We start from the raw sequence: 18,276 nt of genomic DNA on the forward strand, positions 1-18,276 counted from the left end.
ACCAACGTAGGAGCTGCCGAAGGCTGCGATCTTTTGCTTTTAACGCTCTTTTATTGCGCAGCAACCTACTGAGTTAGAGCTTCTGCCGCCAGTTTCTGGCTCTTTACGGTTTCTCGTCGTAATCTCAAGCCATGCCTTTGATCACGCAGCTCCTTACCGTGCTTCTTTTCACTTGCCTGAGCTTCGCCGCTCGGGGCGAGAAATTGCGCATTGTCACGGAACCGTGGGCGCCGTACGTGTACGAGGAAAACGGTAAATCCCTGGGGCTGGACTACGAAACCACCGCTATCGTGTTCAAACGCCTGGGGATCGAGGTGGAATGGCAGTTCCTGCCGTGGAAGCGCTGCCTGTCGATGCTCGAAACCGGCCAGGCCGACGGCGCGCTGGATATATTTCACAGTGCTGAACGCGACGCCACCCTGCTCTACCCCAGCGAACCACTCTCGGAAGTCGAGTTCGTGATGTTCTACGCCAACGACCGACCACACCCGTTCCGCACCCTCGACGATCTGAAAGGCCTGACCATCGGCACCTCGCCGGGCTATCTCTACAGCGAAGACTTCAGCGGCTCGACGCTGTTCACCCGCGAGCCCGCACCGACCCACGAAGCCAACTTCGGCAAACTGGTACGCGGGCGCATCGACCTGCTGATCACTGATCGCCGGGTCGGCCAGCATTTGCTGGATGAACTGGACATCCGCAATCAAATCACCGAAAACCCCACAGTCATCAGCCATCAGAGCCAGTTCCTGGCGGTTCGGCGCAATGCCGGCATGGATTTGCTGGTGCAGCGCTTCGGCGCCGAACTCAAGCGTTTCAAGCGCGAGCCCGCCTATGCTGAACTGAGCGCCCGTTACGGCGCCGACCCAGGCCCGATGACACAAGCGACAACCGCCACCGTCAGCGGTGTAAAAACCGTTGAGCAGCAGGAAAGCGGCGCGCAGTGATTGCTCTGTTATACTCCGGCCTTCCCGCCAGGCTCACGCCCGGACGCTCGGACTTGTTCAAGGCATCTCGACCCCGCTACAGCGCAGCTCTTCAGCCCGCGCGAGCGCTCCAGACGAGCTTTCAAGCCCCAGCAGGACCGGACGGGATTGCGTCCTCTTAAACGCCATTCGCGCCAGGCAAGACTCCCATTGGGCCAAGCCCTAACTAAAACAGGATTACTCATGTCCTTTGCTTCCCTCGGTCTCTCCGAGGCTTTAGTCCGCGCCATCGAGGCAGCGGGCTATACCGAGCCTACTCCGGTGCAACAGCGGGCCATTCCCGCCGTGTTGCAAGGTCGCGACCTGATGGTTGCGGCACAGACAGGTACTGGTAAAACCGGCGGCTTCGCCCTTCCGATTCTGGAGCGGTTGTTCCCCAACGGTCACCCGGACAAATCCCAGCGTCACGGCCCGCGCCAACCACGCGTGCTGGTCCTGACCCCTACCCGCGAACTCGCGGCTCAAGTACACGAGAGCTTCAAGGTCTATGCCCGTGACCTGAAGTTCGTCAGCGCCTGCATCTTCGGCGGCGTCGGCATGAACCCGCAGGTTCAGGCCATGTCCCGTGGTGTTGACGTGCTGGTGGCCTGCCCTGGCCGCCTGCTCGACCTCGCCGGCCAAGGCAGCGTCGATTTGTCCCACGTGGAAATCCTCGTGCTGGACGAAGCCGACCGCATGCTCGACATGGGCTTTGTCCATGACGTGAAAAAGGTCCTCGCCCGCCTGCCGAGCAAACGTCAGAACCTGCTGTTCTCGGCGACGTTCTCCAAAGACATCACCGACCTCGCCGGCAAGCTGCTGCACAACCCGGAGCGCATCGAAGTCACGCCGCCGAACACCACGGTCGAGCGTATCGAACAGCGCGTATTCCGCCTGCCTGCCAACCACAAGCGTTCGCTGCTGGCGCATTTGATTACCGCTGGCGCCTGGGAACAGGTGCTGGTGTTCACCCGCACCAAGCACGGCGCCAACCGTTTGGCCGAGTACCTGGATAAACATGGCCTCAGCGCTGTGGCGATCCACGGTAACAAGAGCCAGAACGCCCGCACCAAAGCCCTGGCCGACTTCAAGGCCGGTGAAGTGCGTATCCTGGTCGCGACCGACATCGCCGCGCGCGGCCTCGACATCGACCAGTTGCCCCACGTGGTCAACTTCGAACTGCCGAACGTCGATGAAGACTACGTGCACCGTATCGGCCGTACCGGCCGTGCGGGTCGTTCGGGCGAGGCGATTTCGCTGGTCGCTCCGGACGAAGAAAAACTGCTGAAAAGCATCGAGCGCATGACCAAGCAGAAGATTGCCGACGGCAACCTGATGGGCTTCGACTCCAGCGCTGTAGAAGCTGAAAAGCCTGAAGTTCGCGAGCGTCCGGATGTGCGTAACCCGCGCAACCCACGTGGCCCGCGCGGCGACGGCCCGAACGGCACTGGCGGTGGCGGCGGTCGTAAAGACAAAGGCAAGGACAAGGGCGGCAAGGAAAAACCTGCTGCTACGGCTCGTGGCGATCGCCCGGCCCGTGAACACAAGCCACGTGAAGGCACTCCGGCTCGCGAGCAACAGCGTCCGGCTCCACGCACTGCCGCTGCTGATCGTGCCCCGGACGAGTTCCTGGACGACGACGTGGATAACTTCGGTAACCGCGTTGATTACGTACCTCAGGCCAAACCGGCCCAGGGCCGTGGTCGTCGTCCGGGTGCTCCGGCACAAGGCGCGGCAGCGGGCGCAGGTGCTCCGCGCACTGGCGGCGGCGGCAAGCCTCAGGGTCGCCAAAGCGGCCCGCGCAGCAGCGACGGCGCCACCACCGGCACCCCGCCCGCCAAGCGCAGCGGCCCACGCAACGGTGCTCCACGTGACGGTCAGGCCCGTCGCGAAGAGTCCCGCAACCGCCGCCCGGCCCGTGACGACCAGCCTCGTTCGGAACCGGCCGTGCAGAACCCGCGTGGCCCGGCACCGAAGATCATCCATAAAGAGTCGAAGACCGATCGGTTCCCGACTCCTGAGCAACTGGATCAACTGCCAGGTCGTCCGCGCGGCGAGAAACCAGCGTTGCTGACCCGCAATCGCTGAGTTTTTGAAGTAGACAAAAAATGCCCCGGATCGCGAGATCCGGGGCATTTTTGTGTGCGCGGCGAACTGCTTTTGTAGGAGCTGGCGAAGCCTGCGATCTTTTGATCTTTTGATCTTTTGATCTTTTGATCTTAAAAGATCGCAGCCTTCGGCAGCTCCTACGGTCTCAGCATTACTTCGCTTTAACACCTTCAAACGTGATGTACAGATCAACAGCGTCGGACTGTGGACCCAGGTCCATCATCTTGCCGAAATCAGAACGCTTGATGCTGGTGGTGCCTTCGAAGCCGGCACGGTAGCCGCCCCATGGGTCTTTGCCTTCACCCAGGAAGGTGGCTTTAACCACGATTGGCTTGGTTACGCCGTGGATAGTCAGGTCACCGGCTACGTCAGCAGTGACTTTGCCATCAGCGTTTTTGCCGGTGGTTTTAACGCTGGTGGAGACAAACGTGGCCTTGGCGAATTTGTCCACTTCCAGGAAGTCTTTGCTGGAGATGTGCTTGTCGCGTTCGGCGTTATTGGTGAAAACACTGGCGGTGTTTACGTTGAACTCGATCTTGCTGTCTTCAGGCTTGGCAGCATCAAAGCTGAACTTGCCGTCGATGTCCTTGAAAGTACCGGTGATGTAGCTGTAACCCAAGTGGCTGATCTTGAAATCGACAAAGGCGTGTTGACCTTGTTTGTCGACGGTGTAATCAGCGGCCATTACGTTAGCGGACAACAGAGCAGAACCGATTGCCAGAGCGGCGAGAGTCTTCTTCAACATGTTTTGTATTCCTTGGGGGCTAAGTGGAATGTCAGGCCTTGCGACCGAGCATTCGTTTCAGAGTCACATCACGGTCGATAAAGTGGTGCTTCAATGCTGCCAACGCATGGAGGCCGGAAAAAATTACCAGCGCCCACGCCAGGTAGAGGTGAATCGCACCGGCGGTATCTGCCTGGTCCGGTAGTCCGGAAACCAGCGCAGGCACTTCAAACCAGTCAAACACCGGAATCCCGACGCCTTCAGCGGTGGAAATCAGGTAACCGGCAATCATCACAGCGAACAAACAAAGATACAGAAAACCATGGCCGAACTTGGCGCCGAGGCGCGTCATGCGGCTGTAGCTGCTCAGGGTTGGCGGCGGCGGGCTGATGAAACGCCACACCACGCGCAACACCATCACCGCCAACAGGATCAGACCGATACTCTTGTGAATATCCGGCCCTGCCTTGCGCCAAGGATCGTAATAGCCGAGATCGACCATCCACAGACCCAGGGCGAACATACCGAACACTGCCAGCGCTACGCCCCAGTGCATGAAGATGCTGACCCAGCCGTAGCGAGAAGTAGAGTTTCGTAGTTGCATTGCCAAGTCCCTGTAAGTGCTGGCCCAAGACTATCGAGTTATCTATCGAATTAAAGCGGAAAATTTCGCTTTGAAATATCGAGAAATACGATCAAGAGTCTGTAAGTGATGCGTTAAGGAAAGATTAAAGACCCAAAGTGTGAAAAAAGATGAAGTCCACTCCAAGAACACCTGCGCCATCAGGTTTATTCGATTGCGCTTTTTCCAGGCATAAAAAAACGCGGCATTTACGCCGCGTTTCTTTAATTCCAACCCTTACTGCGCTTTGGCATCAGTGGCTGCCGGAGTCGTCGCCGCAGGCTTGGCGGCGGGTTTCTTCGCCGGTTCGGCTTTCTTCGCGGCCGGTTTGGCCGGTGCCTTTTTGGCCTCGGTTTTAGCCGCAGGCTTCTTCGCCGCCGGTTTGGCCGTTGCTTTTTTGGCGGGCTCGGCTTTGACCGGGGTCGCAGGCTTCGGCGCTTCAACCGGAGCTGGAACCGGGGCCGGAGCTGGCGCAGGGACTGGAGCCGGTGCTGGGGCAACGGGTTCAGGGGCCTTGGCCGGGGCAGGTTTGTCGTCAGAACCGCCGAACAGGTTGCTGAAGAAGTTACCTTTCTTCGCCGCTACCGCGCCTGCCGCTGCGGTCGCTGCCGCTGCCGGCACAACCTTCACCGGTTCAAACGACTTGCCTGCCGCCAGGTCTTCAACCTGACTGGCCGCACGTTCGCCGGTACGCAACGCGCCTTCCAGAGTGCCCGGGTACAAGGTGTCAGTGTGCTCGCCAGCAAACGCTACACGTTGCAGCGGACGCTCCCACAGGCGCCAGTATTTGCTGATCTGGCCCGGACCGAAGGCCAGGTAAGCGCCACCCGTCGAAGGGTCGGTGCTGTAACGACGGATTTCATAACCAGTGAACGAACCGCGCGCCTGTGGATAAAAAGCGTGCAGGCGAATCAGCACCTGATCGGCCATCTGCTTGTCGCCGAAAGCCTGCATCACCCGGGCGTTGTCGCCGGAAATGTTGATCACCACGTTAGCGCCACCCTTGAGGGCGGGTTCAATCCACAACATGCCCAGACCGGCGTTGCTGTAGATCTCGCCGGACATCCGCGCCTTGCTTTCCCACACCGGGGTTTTGAACTTCAGCATGATCTGGTCGCGCCAACCGTAGTTGGTGCCCTTGATCGCGCCCATGTGCTGGGCGTCCAGCGCCGGGATCATGTCGATCTTGCTCAGGGCGCGCAGTGGCACCGCCAGCACAACGTAATCCGCTTGATAGCCGACGCTGCCAACCTTGACGGTCACGCCGTCCTTGTCCTGGATGATCGACGACACCGGGGAGCTGGTCTTGATGGTTTTCAGTTGCTTGACGAAGGCCTGGGCCAACACCGCACTGCCACCGATCAAGCGCGAAGCGCGCAGGTCACGGTCAGAAACGCCACGGTACACACGGCTCTGTTGTGCGAAATACAGCAGCGACAGGCGCGAAGGTTCGTCATAACGGCTACGAATCTGCTGATTGACCAACTGACGAGCCGTGAGCGGCAGGTTCAGGCGATCGAGCCAGTTGGACACGTTGATCTGGTCCAGGGCGAACAGCGTGCTGTTGGCAGCCGGGTTCAGCGGGTCGGTGATCGAGCTTGCCAGGTCATCCAGGGTCTTTTCGTAGCGTTTGAGCGCTTCGGCGGTAGCCGGCTGCTTGCTGGCCAGGTCGGCGGCGGTGAAGTATTCGCCGTCGATCAGGTAACCCGGCGTACGCACGAATTCAGGGGCCGGCGTCGTGCCGAGCTTGAAGGTCGAGACGAACTTGTTCAGCACCGGTTGGGTCTTGTCGTTGCCGATCCACTCACTGGTGGCCATGCCCGAGCGACCGCCCAGGCTGGGCTTGGCTTCCAGCAGAGTGACCTGCCAGCCCTTGTTTTGCAGCTCGTAGGCCGCGGTCAGGCCCGAGAGCCCGCCGCCGATCACGATCGCGGTTTTATCCTTGGCCAGCGCCGAAACGCTGAACAGCCCCAACATCACCAGCGCACAGGCGCGCAGCCAACCAGCAGACATTCAGCGAACTCCGGAAATACACGAGAAAAAAGCAGTTTTACGAGCCAGACAGCTCAAAGAACCGCGAAGAATACGTTAGCCATCAAAACGCCGCCAGCGACGTCTACCGCCCCCTACAAAGTAGCTCAATCGACACAATGGGTTGTCCCGACGCGACGCATTGCATAGGCTTGCGCGATTGTTTGCCCGCGCCCGCCGCGGACCGCCTCGAGGAGACTGTAAATGGGCCTGAATAATCAGTGGATGCAACGGGACCTGGCCGTGTTGTGGCACCCCTGCACCCAGATGAAAGACCACGAGCAGCTACCGCTGATCCCGATCAAGCGCGGTGAAGGCATCTGGCTGGAAGACTTCGAAGGCAAGCGCTACCTCGACGCCGTCAGTTCCTGGTGGGTCAACGTGTTCGGCCACGCCAACCCGCGGATCAACCAGCGCATCAAGGACCAGGTCGATCAACTGGAACACGTGATCCTCGCCGGCTTCAGCCATCAGCCGGTGATCGAACTGTCCGAACGCCTGGTGAGGATGACCCCGGAAGGCCTGACCCGGTGCTTCTACGCCGATAACGGCTCATCCTGCATCGAAGTCGCGCTGAAAATGAGCTTTCACTACTGGCTCAACCGTGGCCAGCCGAACAAGAAACGCTTCGTCACCCTGACCAACGGTTACCACGGCGAAACCATGGCCGCGATGGCGGTGGGCGACGTGCCGCTGTTCACCGAAACCTACAAAGCCCTGCTGATGGACACCATCAAGGTGCCGAGCCCGGATTGTTACCTGCGCCCGGAAGGCATGAGCTGGGAAGAACATTCGCGCAACATGTTTGCCGCCATGGAACAGACCCTGGCCGAGCACCACGACACCGTGGCCGCCGTGATTCTGGAACCGTTGATTCAGGGCGCGGGTGGCATGCGCATGTACCACCCGGTTTACCTTAAGCTGCTGCGCGACGCCTGCGACCGTTATGGCGTGCACCTGATCCACGACGAAATCGCCGTCGGCTTCGGCCGCACCGGCACCATGTTCGCCTGTGAACAGGCCGGCATCCGCCCGGACTTCCTGTGCCTGTCCAAGGCCCTGACCGGCGGCTACCTGCCACTGGCGGCGGTGCTGACCACCGACGACGTCTACGACGCGTTCTACGACGACTACCCGACCCTGCGCGCCTTCCTGCACTCCCACAGCTACACCGGCAACCCGCTGGCGTGCGCGGCGGCGTTGGCGACTTTGGATATCTTCGAAGAAGACAACGTCATCGAGAACAACAAAGCCCTGGCCCAACGCATGGCCACCGCCACCGCACACCTGGTGGATCACCCGAACGTTGCCGAAGTGCGCCAGACCGGCATGGTCCTGGCCATCGAGATGGTCAAGGACAAGGCGACCAAGGAAGCCTACCCGTGGCAGGAGCGCCGTGGCTTGAAAGTGTTCAAGCATGCACTGGAGCGTGGTGCTTTACTTCGTCCGTTGGGCAGCGTGGTGTACTTCCTGCCGCCGTACGTAATTACACCGGAGCAGATCGACTTTTTGGCGGAAGTGGCCAGCGAAGGGATCGATATTGCGACCCGGGACAGCGTCAGCGTTTCGGTGCCGGAAGCGTTTCACCCCGGTTTCCGTGATCCGGGCTGATTGAACCTGCTTGAACTGCTGTGGTGACTGGGCCGCCGCCTTCGCGAGCAAGCCCGTTCCCACATTTGGAATGCATTCCCCTGTGGGAGCGGGCTTGCTCGCGAATGAAGTCGACACAAATCCAGATGATTCACACCCTTTCCAGAGACCCAAGATGAGACTGTCCCGCTTCTTTATCGACGCCCCCCTGAGCACCGGCGAGCACGAACTGCCCGAGGCCCAGGCCCATTACATCAGCCGCGTGCTGCGCATGGCCGAGGGTGATGCGGTGCAACTGTTCGACGGCTCGGGCTTTGAGTTTCGCGGCACGCTGGCGGAAGTCGGCAAGAAACGCGTCACCGTGCAGATCGATGAGCGCTTCGCCGGGCAAGTCGAGTCGCCGTTGCAAATTCACCTCGGCCAGGGCTTGTCCCGGGGCGAGCGGATGGACTGGGCGATTCAGAAAGCCACCGAACTGGGCGTCAGCGAAATCACCCCGATCTTCACTGACCGCTGCGAAGTCCGCCTCAAGGACGAACGCGCCGACAAACGCCTGCTGCACTGGCGCCAGGTGGCAATCAGTGCCTGCGAGCAATGCGGGCGTTCGCGAGTGCCGGTGATTCATCCACCGCTGATGTTGGCGGATTGGTTGAAGCAGACTGAAGCCGAATTGAAGTTGGTGCTGCATCCGGTGGCGGAGCCGTTGGTGAGTCATGCCAAGCCTGGGACGCTGGCGTTTCTGATCGGGCCGGAGGGTGGGTTGTCGGATGGGGAAGTGGATCAGGCCAAGGCTAGCGGCTTCCACGCCGCCCGCCTCGGGCCGCGCGTTTTGCGCACCGAGACTGCGCCGGTTGTAGCGCTTGCGGTGGCCCAACAGCTTTGGGGCGATTTCTAAAACATAAAAGATCGCAGCCTTCGGCAGCTCCTACAGGAGATCGCATTCCCCTGTAGGAGCTGCCGAAGGCTGCGATCTTTTGATCTTAAGCTCACAAAACGTAAAACAATATCGCCACAAAGTGCAGCAAACTCCCGGCAATCACGAACAGATGCCAAATCCCATGGGAATGCCGCAGGCGATGATCCAGGGCAAAAAAGATAATCCCCACGGTGTACAAAATCCCCCCCGACGCCAACCAGGCAAACCCCGCCGTGCCCAACGCCGCAAGCAACGGTTTGACCGCCACCAGCACGATCCAGCCCATCACCGCGTAAATCACGATCGACAGAATCCGCGCTTCCGAACGCGGCTTGATCTCTTGCAGGATGCCGATCAGCGCCAGCCCCCAGACAATCCCGAACAACGTCCAGCCCCACGGCCCGCGTAGCGTCACCAGACAGAATGGCGTGTAGCTGCCGGCGATCAGCAGATAGATCGAAAAGTGATCAACCTTTTGCATGATCGCTTTCTTGCGCCCGCGCACGCTGTGGTAAACGGTCGAGGCGCTGTAGAGCACCAGCAAGGTGAACCCGTAAATCGCCACGCTGACAATCTTCCACGGGCTGCCATCCATGCTGGCAATCACCAGCATCCACACCACCCCGACAAACGCCGCCACCGCCCCGACCAGATGCGTCCAGGCGTTCAATCTTTCCCCGTGATACATGAATCGCTCACCTCAAAATTCGTTACAACATGGCGCAAGGCGTAGGAGCTGTCGAGAGAAACGAGGCTGCGATCTTTTGACCTTGATCTACGGCGCCCTTGAACACGCCGAAGATCAAAAGATCGCAGCCTCGTTTCTCTCGACAGCTCCTACGAGAGCTCACATGCGTGCACAATCAGGTCATTCCAAAAAGAGTCCGCACGATGCTGATCGACGAAGAATTGACCCTGAAAAAACTCGAGGTGTTCCTCGCCTTCATGCGCACCGGCAATCTGGCCCGGGCCGCCGCCGAATTGCAGACCAGCAACGTCAGCGTGCACCGCGCCATCCATTCTCTGGAAAGCGCCCTGCGTTGCCCGTTGTTCAAACACGAAGGTCGCAACCTGACGCCATTGGAAAGCGCCTACGTACTGGAAGAACGGGCACAGAAGCTGATCCAGGACGTGGTCGAAAGCGTGCGCCTGACCCGCGAAGCCGCCGGATTCTCGGCGGAGCGCTTCAAGCTCGGCTCGCTGTATTCACTGACGGTGAAAACCGTGCCGCAGTTGATCATGGGCCTGAAGATCCGCCGCAGCGAACTCAACATCGACCTGATCCTCGGCTCCAACATTGACCTGCTCTACAAGCTGAAAAACATGGAAGTCGACGCGATCCTGGTGTCCCTGGACGACAGCATCAACGACCCGGACTGCGAGCACATCCAGTTGTTCTCCGACGACATCTTCCTCGCCACCCCGGCGGATTCGAAGTTTGCCCAACGGGCCGAAGTTGACCTGGCAGAAGTACGCGACGAAACCTTCATCACCCTGACCCAAGGCTTCGCCACGCACCAGGACGGGATTCGGGTGTTCAAGCAGGCGGGGTTCGAGCCGAAGGTGGCGATGCAGGTCAACGACATCTTCACCCTGCTGAGCATGGTCAGCTCAGGGGTCGGTTATGCGTTGCTGCCAGGGAGGATTGCGGCGGTGTATGAGAACCGGGTGAAGCTGATTCCGTTGCAGGAAAAGTACCGGTTGCAGCAGCACATTGGCGTGGTGTTCCTGAAGGCCAAGGAGCGCGATCCGAACTTGCTGGCGTTGTTGGCGGAGTGTCGGATGTATGCCAATCGCCAGGCTTGAAACCGCGTCGCGGCATTCGCGGGCGAGCCTCGCTCCTACGGGATTGGGGAGTGCCATGGATTGGGCCACAACACACAACCTGTAGGAGCGAGGCTTGCCCGCGAAGGCGCCAGTACAGTGAACAAAGATCCAGCGGTTTAACCAACAATCCCGCGAACAATGAAGTACAACAACGAAGGCCCAAGCAAGCACCCAAGCCCGGTATGGAACGTTGCCGTCAACGCCCCATAAGGCACCAACCGCCGATCCGTCGCCGCCAGCCCCGCCGTCACGCCACTGACGGTGCCAGCCAACCCACCAAACACCATCGCCGAACGCGGGTTATCCAGGCCCATCCATTTCGCCGCCATCGGCGTGCCGACCATCACCAGAATCGCCTTGATCAACCCGGTGGCAATCGACAACGCCACCACATCCGAACTGGCACCAATCGCCGCCCCGGTCACCGGCCCGACGATGTACGTCACCGCGCCCGCACCGATGGTGGTCATGCTGATCGCATCGCGATAACCGAACGCCCAGGCAATGCTCGCGCCGACAATGAATGGCAACACCGTACCCAGCAGCAGCGCAATCGCGCCGACCAACCCGGCCTTTTTCGCTTCGGTGGCTTGCACTTCAAACGCCGTGGCGACGATGGCGAAGTCCCGCAGCATGGCGCCGCCCATCAAACCGATGCCGGAGAACAACGACAGGTCCGCCAAACCTTTTTGCCCGCCGGTCATGGTCCCGCCGACCCATGCCAGCACCAGCCCGATGACGATGGCAATCGCCGAGCCGTGAATCCGCCCGTAGGTCAGGCGTTTGGACAACACCACCGACACCCACATGATGATGCCGACGAACGCGAACGCGGTGACCAGACCATTGGCGGTCAGGCCTTTATCAATGAGTTCCCACATATCAGCGGCCTCCTACTGGGGTGCCTAGCGGGGTCACTTGCGCCGGTTCATCGGGCAAGGGTTCGCCTTTGTGAGTCCGGCTGATCAGGGCAATGGTGCAGCCGCAGATCACCACCGAACCGATGGCCGCCAACACCGCGACCGGGCCGCCGTGCAACGCGGTCACGACGTTTTGTTGCGCCGCCATCGCCACCACCACCGGAATGTACATCGCGCCCCAGAAGCCGACGCCCATCTCGCAATCCTTGGTCATGCCGCCGCGTTTTTGCATGTACAACCGCGCACAGATCAACAGGATCATCGCGATCCCGACCCCGCCGACGTTGGACTTCACGCCCAGCAACATGCCCAGGGCATCGCCCATGATCACCCCTGCCAGCGTACAGATCGCCAACAGCGCCACACCGTAAATAATCATTGTTGTAGTCCTCAAAGTGCATCGTCGAAGTTGTTGTTTTTGTGCTTCGCAAGCCTGAGTCGGTGTTCTAGAGTTGGCGGCTTCCCTCCTCACGCAACAGCGCTTGCAGGGTATCGAGCCGGGCACCGTCGAAGGCAATCACGGTGCCCTGCTCGAACACCCGGCGCGCCAGCCCGGTCAACACCGCACCGGGCGGCAGTTCGATGTGTAGACGCACGCCACGCTCGTAGGCGCTTTGCACGGTGCCGCGCCAATCGACGACGCGGCACATGTTGAACGCGAGGTCATCGCGTAGAGCCTCAATGTTGACGATGGGCCGGGCGCGGCTGCCGCTCATGTAGCCCATGGTTGGCGTTTTCAGTGACACCTTGGCGAAGGCTTCTGCCAGGTTTTTCGCTGGAGCGTCCAGTAACGGACAGTGCGACGGAACGCTAACCGCCAAACGCTTGGCCAGACCTGCACCCTGAGCTTTCGCCAACTGCGCCACCGCTTTCATCGCTCCATCACTGCCGGCAATCACCACCTGGTTATCGGCGTTGATATTGGCCAGGTACACCGGTGTTTCGACGCTGTGAACCTGCGCCAGCAAACGTTCCACTGTGGATAAATCGAGGCCGATGATCGCGGTCATGCCGTAGCCCTGTGGATAAGCCTGCTGCATCAGCTCACCGCGCAGGCTGACCAGATGCAGGGCATCGCTGAAACTCAACGCGCCAGCAACCACCGCCGCCGGATACGCGCCGATGGACAATCCCGCGACGTAATCCGCTGGCTCCAACAGTTGCCGCGAAGCTGCGACGCCAGCGATCAGCAGACAAAGTTGAACCGCCCTCGTCGAGTTCAACGCCTCGGCGAAATCCAGCCGCAACACGTCTTCGCCCAAAACTTCACTCGCCTCATTCACCGTTTCCCGAGGCAAACCATGGAGCATGCCCGGCTGCTGCGCGCCCTGACCGGGGAACACCAGCAGGCTGCTCATGCGGATTGCTCCTGAGGGTTCCACGGATTGATGACCAGACAGGCTTCACGGGCGTTTTTCAGCAGGACTTGTCGCGAGGCGCCGGCCCATTCGCGCAGGGCGATGGCGCCGTGTGGTGTCTGCAATTGCATGTCCACCTGGCAGGCGGCGGTATCGAAAATCTTCACCAGCTCCCGAGCCTGTTCACGGCTCAGCGGTTGCGGTGTGCGCAGGATCAAGTCGAGATCGCTACGCTCATGCAACGCCGTAAAGCCACTGGCCAATTCAAAACCGGCACTGCCGCTCACTCCCCAAATCCAATCGCTGGCATCCAGCAGTGACCTTAGTTGTGCCAACGCACGCAATGCCGGTAAATCCCGATCAATCGACACGGCGCAAAGATCTTCCGGACGCACCCGACGCTCAACCGTCGCCACCGTCATCGCCGTCGCCAACCGCTGCTCGCGCAACGGCCCGCGCACGCCGACGGCCACTTGCCCCAATCCACTGGCGGCACGCCGCACTACCACCGGTTGGCCCTGGCGCAACGCCTCAACCGCCCAAATTGGCGCGTCCGCAGGCAACTGCTCCGGGGTCATGCCCCAGAGCAAGTCGTGGGCCAGAAACGTATTCACCACTGCGCGCTCAGCAGTTCGCGAACCTTGCTCGACGCGGCGCGGTTACTCGCACCCAAACGGCTGCTTAGATCGCGGCCCTTTTCGGCGACATCGCCAATCGCCAGGCTCAGGCATTCCGTCACGCGAGCCAGATCCTGCGCCGTCGGCTGCTCAATCTGTTCCACCGACAAGGTTTCCCAAAGCAAACCGAGGCTCGCGTAACTGTCGATGTCATACGCCATCGGCGGCACGCTGGCGGCCAGGGCTTCAAGTTCCTCGACACTGCGCAACGTCACCCGCGCCGCCGAGGCCTTGCCCATCGCATGCACCATCACGCCCGGATCGCGCAGGGCGATCAGCCGGTTGGCTTGATACCCGTGAGCGAGAAACGCCCCGGACATCGCCTTGCCCACCAGCAAACCAATCACCGCGTGGCCGGCCAGACGTGCGCGAGCATAACTGTCCGCCGCACCCGCCAATGCCTGGTGAATACCGAGGGCTTCTTCACGGCGACCGTAGGCTTGGCTCGGCACATCGACGATGGCGATCAAGGCTCGCTTCTGCGCGTTGTCGGCATCCGCCGCAATGACTTCATCCACGGCTTTGGCCAACCCCCAGCCTTCCAGCAGACCCACTTCGCCATTGCGGGCGCGGGGGAAGCGGTTGTCGGGGTCAGTCACCACCGCAATAAACCGCACGGATTGATCGCCCAACACGCCGTCGGCAACCTTCAAAGAAGCGGGTAAACCTTCGACCGGTTTAGCGCCGGCACTCAAAGCCTTGAACCAGTTCAACCCTCTCATGCGCCCTCTCCTTGATACAGATCGCGAACCACCGACGCCTCGATTTGCGGCTCGGCATCCAGACGCGCCAACCGTTGCAGAAACAGCTCGGATTGTTGGCTGCGGTGTTGCGCCGGCAAACCTTGCTTCAGCAACTCGCTGACCTGCTGCTGAATCTGCGCCACATCATCGGCGGCATACCGATCCACCAAACCACTGGCGAACCGTTGCTCGCCGCCAGTCAGGCTCCAGATGAAAGGACGGTCGCGGGAGTCGTATTCCTCAATCCCGGCTTCCTGTTCGATCACTTGCGGACCGTTCAAGCCAAGCCGCGCTTCCTGGGTCACCAGCAAATAACTGCACAACCCGGCGGCAATCGACATCCCGCCGAAGCATCCGACGCTGCCCGCCACCACGCCCACCACCGGTTGGTACTGACGCAGATCGACAATCGCCGCGTGAATATCCGCAATCGCCGCCAGCCCAAGATTGGCTTCCTGCAAGCGCACGCCTCCGGTTTCCAGCAGCAGCACCGCGCGGGTCGGAATGCCGTTGCGGTTGTCTTGCGCCGCCAATTCCAGCGCCCCGGCCATTTTTGCCCCGCCGACTTCACCGAGGCTGCCGCCCTGGAACGAGCCTTCAATCGCGGCGATCACCACCGGCAATCCACCGATGCTGCCCTTGGCGATCACCACACCGTCATCGGCTTGCGGCACCACGCCTTGGCGTGACAGCCACGGCGACATGATGCGTTGAAACGGGTCGAGCAATTCGCGGAAGGTGCCAGCGTCGAGCAAGGCTTTCGCCCGCTGCCGGGCGCCGAGTTCGACGAAGCTGGTCTTGTTAAGAAGATCAGTCATGGCCGATCTCCTCAAAGCCCTGTTCCAGACGCAGCCGCACCACGCCCGGGGTCGCGCCGAAGTCGTGAATATCAATCGCCATCGCTGGCGGCGTCTGCCCATCGAACATCCGCGCAAACAGATGCTGCCAGCGTTGTTCGGCGCCATTGACCGAGGTTTGCACCTGGATGGTCAGCTTGCCGGCCTGACCCGGTTCGATCAGCACCTCCAGATCGCCCGAGCCGACACAGCCCACCAGCGTCCGGCCCTTGGGCGGCTGCCCGGCGGGGAATTCAAAGGATAAGGTTTCCATCAGCAAGCTCCGGATTCGAGGCGGTCGATGAACAGGCAAGCGGCGAGCAAATCAGCAGCGCCGCCGGGCGAGGCGTTCAACGCGATTAATTGTTCATCCAGTTCATGCAAGCGGCGGCGACCGCCGAGGCTGGCGCTGCCGCCCGCGTCGAGCACGGCTTGAGCGCCGAGTTGCATGGTTTGCAGACCGGTTTCGCCGGCACGGTAGAGCACGCAGGTGTCGGCCAGTCGGGTCATGATCGCCAGCAAGGCGTCCAGACGTGCGTTTTGTTCGCCGTGGCCCAAGGCGCGGCTGCGTTTGAGCTGGGGTAAGCCGCGTTGCAGGACTGAAGGGAAGCCCAGTTGCGCTTCTTCACGGGCACCGCGCGCACCGTAGCGTTGGGCGACTTGCGCGCCGTGGCTCAGCGGGCGTGGGGCGAAACGGTCGTCGAGCAAAGCCAAACGTGCGGCGCACAGCGTGACGGCGCTGGGGTTTGTGTTTTCAAGTGCTGCCGCTGCGACCAACAGTCCCAAGGCCCAGATCGCCCCGCGATGGGTATTCACACCGTTGGTGGTGGCGAGCATCGCTTGCTCGCCTTCCCGGCCAATCCGGCCGAGGGCTTCGCGCAACGGCAAACCGACGTCGCCAAACTCGATGGCCGCATCCGCCATTTCCTTGAACGCCGGCCACAACGACAACGCCGAAGCGTGCATGAGCCCGAGGTGCAAATCGGTGTGGGCGCCATTGCCGCGACGGTCCACCAGCGCCGGTTTCGGCGACAGGTCCGCTTCATCGATCAGCGCGTCCACCGCCAGATCCGCCAGCCGCTCGGCCAGGGTCAGTGTTTTGGGTTGCAGGTTAAGTGCGTGCATTTACCAGCTCCTGAACTTGGCGGGCGGGTTGTAGAGGCCACCGGACCACTCCACCAGATCGGCCACGCTTTTCGCCGCGAGCAATTCGCGGGTGGCGTCGGTGCGGCGGATGCCGAGGTCTTCGGGCAAGGCGATCAAGCCTTCGCGGCGCATGCGCGCGGTGTCTTTCGGGTTGTGGCGCATGCCGATCACGGTGACGCCCGCGACCGCCGCGATCATCGCTTGGCGTTCTTCCAGCGAGCGCGCCTTGTACAGGTAAGCGATGCCTTCTTCGGTCAGCAGGTGGGTGACGTCGTCGCCGTAGATCATGATCGGCGCCAACGGCATGCCGCTTTTGCGCGCCACTTCCACCGCGTCGAGGGTTTCGACGAAGGTCGGTTTGCCGCCCTCCTGGAACGTCTCGACCATTTGCACCACGAGTTTTTTGCCGCGTTCGAGCAGGGCTTCTGGCGCATCGTCGTGGCGCATGTCGAGCCAGGCCGGGGTGCCGTGACGGCGACCGCGGGGGTCGTGGCCCATGTTCGGCGCACCGCCGAAACCGGCTAGGCGTCCGCGGGTGACGGTGGAGGAATGACCGTCGCCATCGACTTGCAGGGTCGCGCCGATAAACAGGTCCACCGCGTACTGCCCGGCCAATTGGCAGAACATCCGGTTGGAACGCAGCGAGCCGTCGCGCCCGGTGAAGAAGACATCCGGCCGGGCGGCGATGTAGTTTTCCATCCCCAGTTCGGTGCCGAAGCAATGCACGCTCTCGACCCAGCCGCTTTCAATCGCCGGGATCAGGGTCGGGTGCGGGTTGAGCGTCCAGTTACGGCAGATCTTGCCTTTGAGGCCGAGGGATTCGCCGTAGGTCGGCAGGATCAATTCGATGGCGGCGGTGTTGAAACCGATGCCGTGGTTCAGGGACTGCACGTTGTGTTTTTCGTAGATCCCGCGAATCGCCATCATCGCCATCAACACGTGCACAGGCTTGATGTGCCGTGGGTCGCGGGTGAACAGCGGTTCGATGTAGAACGGCTTGTCCGCCACCACGACGAAATCGACCCAGGACGCGGGGATATCGACGCGGGGCAGGTCAGTGACGTCGTCCACCAGTTGGTTAACCTGGACAATGACAATGCCGTCGCTGAACGCGGCCGGTTCGATCAATGCGGGGGTGTCTTCAGTGCTGGGGCCGGTGTAGATATTGCCGGCGCGGTCGGCCATGAACCCGGCCGAGAGCACGACGTTGGGGATCAGGTCCACCACCAGCCGTGCATAGAGTTCGATGTAAGTGTGGATCGCGCCGATTTCCAGCAGGCCGTCTTCCAGCAACTGGCTGATGCGCAGGCTCTGGGTGCCGGCGAAGGAGAAATCGAGCTTGCGGGCGATGCCGCGTTCGAACAGGTCCAGGTGCTCGGAACGGCCGACGCTGGGCATGATCATGTGCAAGTCATGCAACTTGGCCGGATCGGCCTTGGCCAGGGAGCGCGACAGGAAATCCGCCTGCTTCTGGTTATTGCCCTCCAGCACCACACGATCGCCGGGCAGAATCAACGCCTCCAGCGCCGCGACGATTTTGTCGGTGGGCAGCACCACGCCGTCGGCAAAACTTTTGACCAACGCCAGACGCCGCTGCTTTTCGCTGCGCCGCCGCGTCCATCGCGAGTCGGGGGATATTGTTGTTGTCATGACCACTCCACGGGTTCGCTGTCGTGGGGTCACCTTAGGGGGGTTGGGGAGTGGGCATCAATCAAGCAGAGTGTTGGATTGTTACGGTTAGGGTAATGGTTGGCCGGGCTGACGCCTTCGCGGGCAAGCCTTGCTCCTACAGGTTTATGCCGCACACAACTT

18 protein-coding genes are annotated in these 18,276 nt (G+C 61.1%); 5 read left to right on the forward strand and 13 right to left on the reverse strand.

What is annotated here, in order from left to right:
* Window positions 1–158: 158 nt before the first annotated feature.
* Both V5E99_RS00935 and rhlE2 read left to right on the forward strand, forming a co-directional pair.
* Complete coding sequence (locus V5E99_RS00935) at window positions 159–947, forward strand: substrate-binding periplasmic protein (protein ID WP_499800209.1); 789 nt, start codon at window positions 159–161, stop codon at window positions 945–947.
* A gap of 222 nt (window positions 948–1,169) precedes the next feature.
* Window positions 1,170–3,053: an RNA helicase RhlE2 gene (gene rhlE2, locus V5E99_RS00940; protein WP_499800210.1), complete on the forward strand. Its 1,884-nt coding sequence runs from the start codon at window positions 1,170–1,172 to the stop codon at window positions 3,051–3,053.
* A gap of 172 nt (window positions 3,054–3,225) precedes the next feature.
* On the opposite strand, the gene V5E99_RS00945 is transcribed toward rhlE2, so the two are convergent.
* The 3 genes from V5E99_RS00945 to V5E99_RS00955 all read right to left on the reverse strand — a co-directional run bounded on the left by V5E99_RS00945 (window position 3,226) and on the right by V5E99_RS00955 (window position 6,433).
* Entirely contained in the window at window positions 3,226–3,819 is a 594-nt protein-coding gene (locus V5E99_RS00945) for a YceI family protein (RefSeq protein ID WP_201189992.1), read from the reverse strand.
* Window positions 3,820–3,850: 31 nt separating this feature from the next.
* The gene (locus tag V5E99_RS00950; protein WP_499800213.1) at window positions 3,851–4,402 is read right to left on the reverse strand and encodes a cytochrome b; all 552 of its coding nucleotides are present in this window, start codon (window positions 4,400–4,402) and stop codon (window positions 3,851–3,853) included.
* A gap of 255 nt (window positions 4,403–4,657) precedes the next feature.
* Window positions 4,658–6,433: a flavin monoamine oxidase family protein gene (locus V5E99_RS00955; protein ID WP_499800216.1), complete on the reverse strand. Its 1,776-nt coding sequence runs from the start codon at window positions 6,431–6,433 to the stop codon at window positions 4,658–4,660.
* 222 nt (window positions 6,434–6,655) lie between these two features.
* Here V5E99_RS00955 and V5E99_RS00960 point away from each other — a divergent pair, with 222 nt between their 5' ends.
* Both V5E99_RS00960 and V5E99_RS00965 read left to right on the forward strand, forming a co-directional pair.
* Complete coding sequence (locus tag V5E99_RS00960) at window positions 6,656–8,062, forward strand: adenosylmethionine--8-amino-7-oxononanoate transaminase (RefSeq protein WP_499800217.1); 1,407 nt, start codon at window positions 6,656–6,658, stop codon at window positions 8,060–8,062.
* 154 nt (window positions 8,063–8,216) lie between these two features.
* A complete protein-coding gene (locus V5E99_RS00965; protein WP_499800218.1) occupies window positions 8,217–8,936 on the forward strand; it encodes a 16S rRNA (uracil(1498)-N(3))-methyltransferase in 720 nt (239 codons plus the stop codon).
* 91 nt (window positions 8,937–9,027) lie between these two features.
* On the opposite strand, the gene trhA is transcribed toward V5E99_RS00965, so the two are convergent.
* The gene (trhA, locus tag V5E99_RS00970) at window positions 9,028–9,645 is read right to left on the reverse strand and encodes a PAQR family membrane homeostasis protein TrhA (protein ID WP_499800221.1); all 618 of its coding nucleotides are present in this window, start codon (window positions 9,643–9,645) and stop codon (window positions 9,028–9,030) included.
* A gap of 203 nt (window positions 9,646–9,848) precedes the next feature.
* On the opposite strand from trhA, the gene V5E99_RS00975 reads away from it, so the two are divergent.
* A complete protein-coding gene (locus V5E99_RS00975; RefSeq protein ID WP_054616913.1) occupies window positions 9,849–10,763 on the forward strand; it encodes a LysR family transcriptional regulator in 915 nt (304 codons plus the stop codon).
* A gap of 137 nt (window positions 10,764–10,900) precedes the next feature.
* Here V5E99_RS00975 and madM read toward each other — a convergent pair whose 3' ends face one another.
* The 9 genes from madM to mdcA form a co-directional block, all read right to left on the reverse strand.
* On the reverse strand, window positions 10,901–11,665 hold the full coding sequence (madM, locus tag V5E99_RS00980) for a malonate transporter subunit MadM (protein ID WP_054616914.1): 765 nt from the start codon (window positions 11,663–11,665) through the stop codon (window positions 10,901–10,903).
* A 1-nt stretch (window position 11,666) separates the two neighbouring features.
* Window positions 11,667–12,083 (reverse strand): malonate transporter subunit MadL, encoded by a 417-nt coding sequence (gene madL / locus V5E99_RS00985; protein ID WP_499800224.1) that lies wholly within the window; start codon window positions 12,081–12,083, stop codon window positions 11,667–11,669.
* Window positions 12,084–12,150: 67 nt separating this feature from the next.
* Window positions 12,151–13,062: a malonate decarboxylase subunit epsilon gene (gene mdcH, locus V5E99_RS00990; RefSeq protein WP_499800226.1), complete on the reverse strand. Its 912-nt coding sequence runs from the start codon at window positions 13,060–13,062 to the stop codon at window positions 12,151–12,153.
* Window positions 13,059–13,676, reverse strand: coding sequence for a malonate decarboxylase holo-ACP synthase (locus V5E99_RS00995; RefSeq protein WP_499800230.1), 618 nt, complete (start codon window positions 13,674–13,676; stop codon window positions 13,059–13,061). Before V5E99_RS00995 ends, mdcH begins: the two co-directional genes overlap by 4 nt.
* Complete coding sequence (mdcE, locus tag V5E99_RS01000; RefSeq protein ID WP_499800231.1) at window positions 13,673–14,461, reverse strand: biotin-independent malonate decarboxylase subunit gamma; 789 nt, start codon at window positions 14,459–14,461, stop codon at window positions 13,673–13,675. Before mdcE ends, V5E99_RS00995 begins: the two co-directional genes overlap by 4 nt.
* A complete protein-coding gene (locus tag V5E99_RS01005; RefSeq protein WP_499800233.1) occupies window positions 14,458–15,300 on the reverse strand; it encodes a biotin-independent malonate decarboxylase subunit beta in 843 nt (280 codons plus the stop codon). The genes mdcE and V5E99_RS01005 overlap by 4 nt, the downstream gene beginning before the upstream one ends.
* Entirely contained in the window at window positions 15,293–15,592 is a 300-nt protein-coding gene (locus V5E99_RS01010; RefSeq protein WP_201190022.1) for a malonate decarboxylase subunit delta, read from the reverse strand. Before V5E99_RS01010 ends, V5E99_RS01005 begins: the two co-directional genes overlap by 8 nt.
* Window positions 15,592–16,443: a triphosphoribosyl-dephospho-CoA synthase gene (locus tag V5E99_RS01015; protein WP_499800236.1), complete on the reverse strand. Its 852-nt coding sequence runs from the start codon at window positions 16,441–16,443 to the stop codon at window positions 15,592–15,594. The genes V5E99_RS01010 and V5E99_RS01015 overlap by 1 nt, the downstream gene beginning before the upstream one ends.
* A complete protein-coding gene (gene mdcA / locus V5E99_RS01020; RefSeq protein WP_499800238.1) occupies window positions 16,444–18,114 on the reverse strand; it encodes a malonate decarboxylase subunit alpha in 1,671 nt (556 codons plus the stop codon).
* Window positions 18,115–18,276 lie beyond the last annotated feature (162 nt).

Origin of the sequence: Janthinobacterium sp. LPB2021202312-11-4, from assembly GCF_037049705.1 — a bacterium.
GTDB lineage: Bacteria > Pseudomonadota > Gammaproteobacteria > Pseudomonadales > Pseudomonadaceae > Aquipseudomonas.

Excerpts from the sequence above, each read along its gene's own strand:
- rhlE2 (WP_499800210.1), top strand. The coding sequence starts at position 1,170 with ATGTCCTTTGCTTCCCTCGGTCTCTCCGAGGCTTTAGTCCGCGCCATC.
- V5E99_RS00945 (WP_201189992.1), bottom strand. The coding sequence starts at position 3,819 with ATGTTGAAGAAGACTCTCGCCGCTCTGGCAATCGGTTCTGCTCTGTTG.
- V5E99_RS00950 (WP_499800213.1), bottom strand. The coding sequence starts at position 4,402 with ATGCAACTACGAAACTCTACTTCTCGCTACGGCTGGGTCAGCATCTTC.
- V5E99_RS00955 (WP_499800216.1), bottom strand. The coding sequence starts at position 6,433 with ATGTCTGCTGGTTGGCTGCGCGCCTGTGCGCTGGTGATGTTGGGGCTG.
- V5E99_RS00960 (WP_499800217.1), top strand. The coding sequence starts at position 6,656 with ATGGGCCTGAATAATCAGTGGATGCAACGGGACCTGGCCGTGTTGTGG.
- V5E99_RS00965 (WP_499800218.1), top strand. The coding sequence starts at position 8,217 with ATGAGACTGTCCCGCTTCTTTATCGACGCCCCCCTGAGCACCGGCGAG.
- trhA (WP_499800221.1), bottom strand. The coding sequence starts at position 9,645 with ATGTATCACGGGGAAAGATTGAACGCCTGGACGCATCTGGTCGGGGCG.
- V5E99_RS00975 (WP_054616913.1), top strand. The coding sequence starts at position 9,849 with ATGCTGATCGACGAAGAATTGACCCTGAAAAAACTCGAGGTGTTCCTC.
- madM (WP_054616914.1), bottom strand. The coding sequence starts at position 11,665 with ATGTGGGAACTCATTGATAAAGGCCTGACCGCCAATGGTCTGGTCACC.
- madL (WP_499800224.1), bottom strand. The coding sequence starts at position 12,083 with ATGATTATTTACGGTGTGGCGCTGTTGGCGATCTGTACGCTGGCAGGG.
- mdcH (WP_499800226.1), bottom strand. The coding sequence starts at position 13,062 with ATGAGCAGCCTGCTGGTGTTCCCCGGTCAGGGCGCGCAGCAGCCGGGC.
- mdcE (WP_499800231.1), bottom strand. The coding sequence starts at position 14,461 with ATGAGAGGGTTGAACTGGTTCAAGGCTTTGAGTGCCGGCGCTAAACCG.
- V5E99_RS01005 (WP_499800233.1), bottom strand. The coding sequence starts at position 15,300 with ATGACTGATCTTCTTAACAAGACCAGCTTCGTCGAACTCGGCGCCCGG.
- V5E99_RS01010 (WP_201190022.1), bottom strand. The coding sequence starts at position 15,592 with ATGGAAACCTTATCCTTTGAATTCCCCGCCGGGCAGCCGCCCAAGGGC.
- V5E99_RS01015 (WP_499800236.1), bottom strand. The coding sequence starts at position 16,443 with ATGCACGCACTTAACCTGCAACCCAAAACACTGACCCTGGCCGAGCGG.
- mdcA (WP_499800238.1), bottom strand. The coding sequence starts at position 18,114 with ATGACAACAACAATATCCCCCGACTCGCGATGGACGCGGCGGCGCAGC.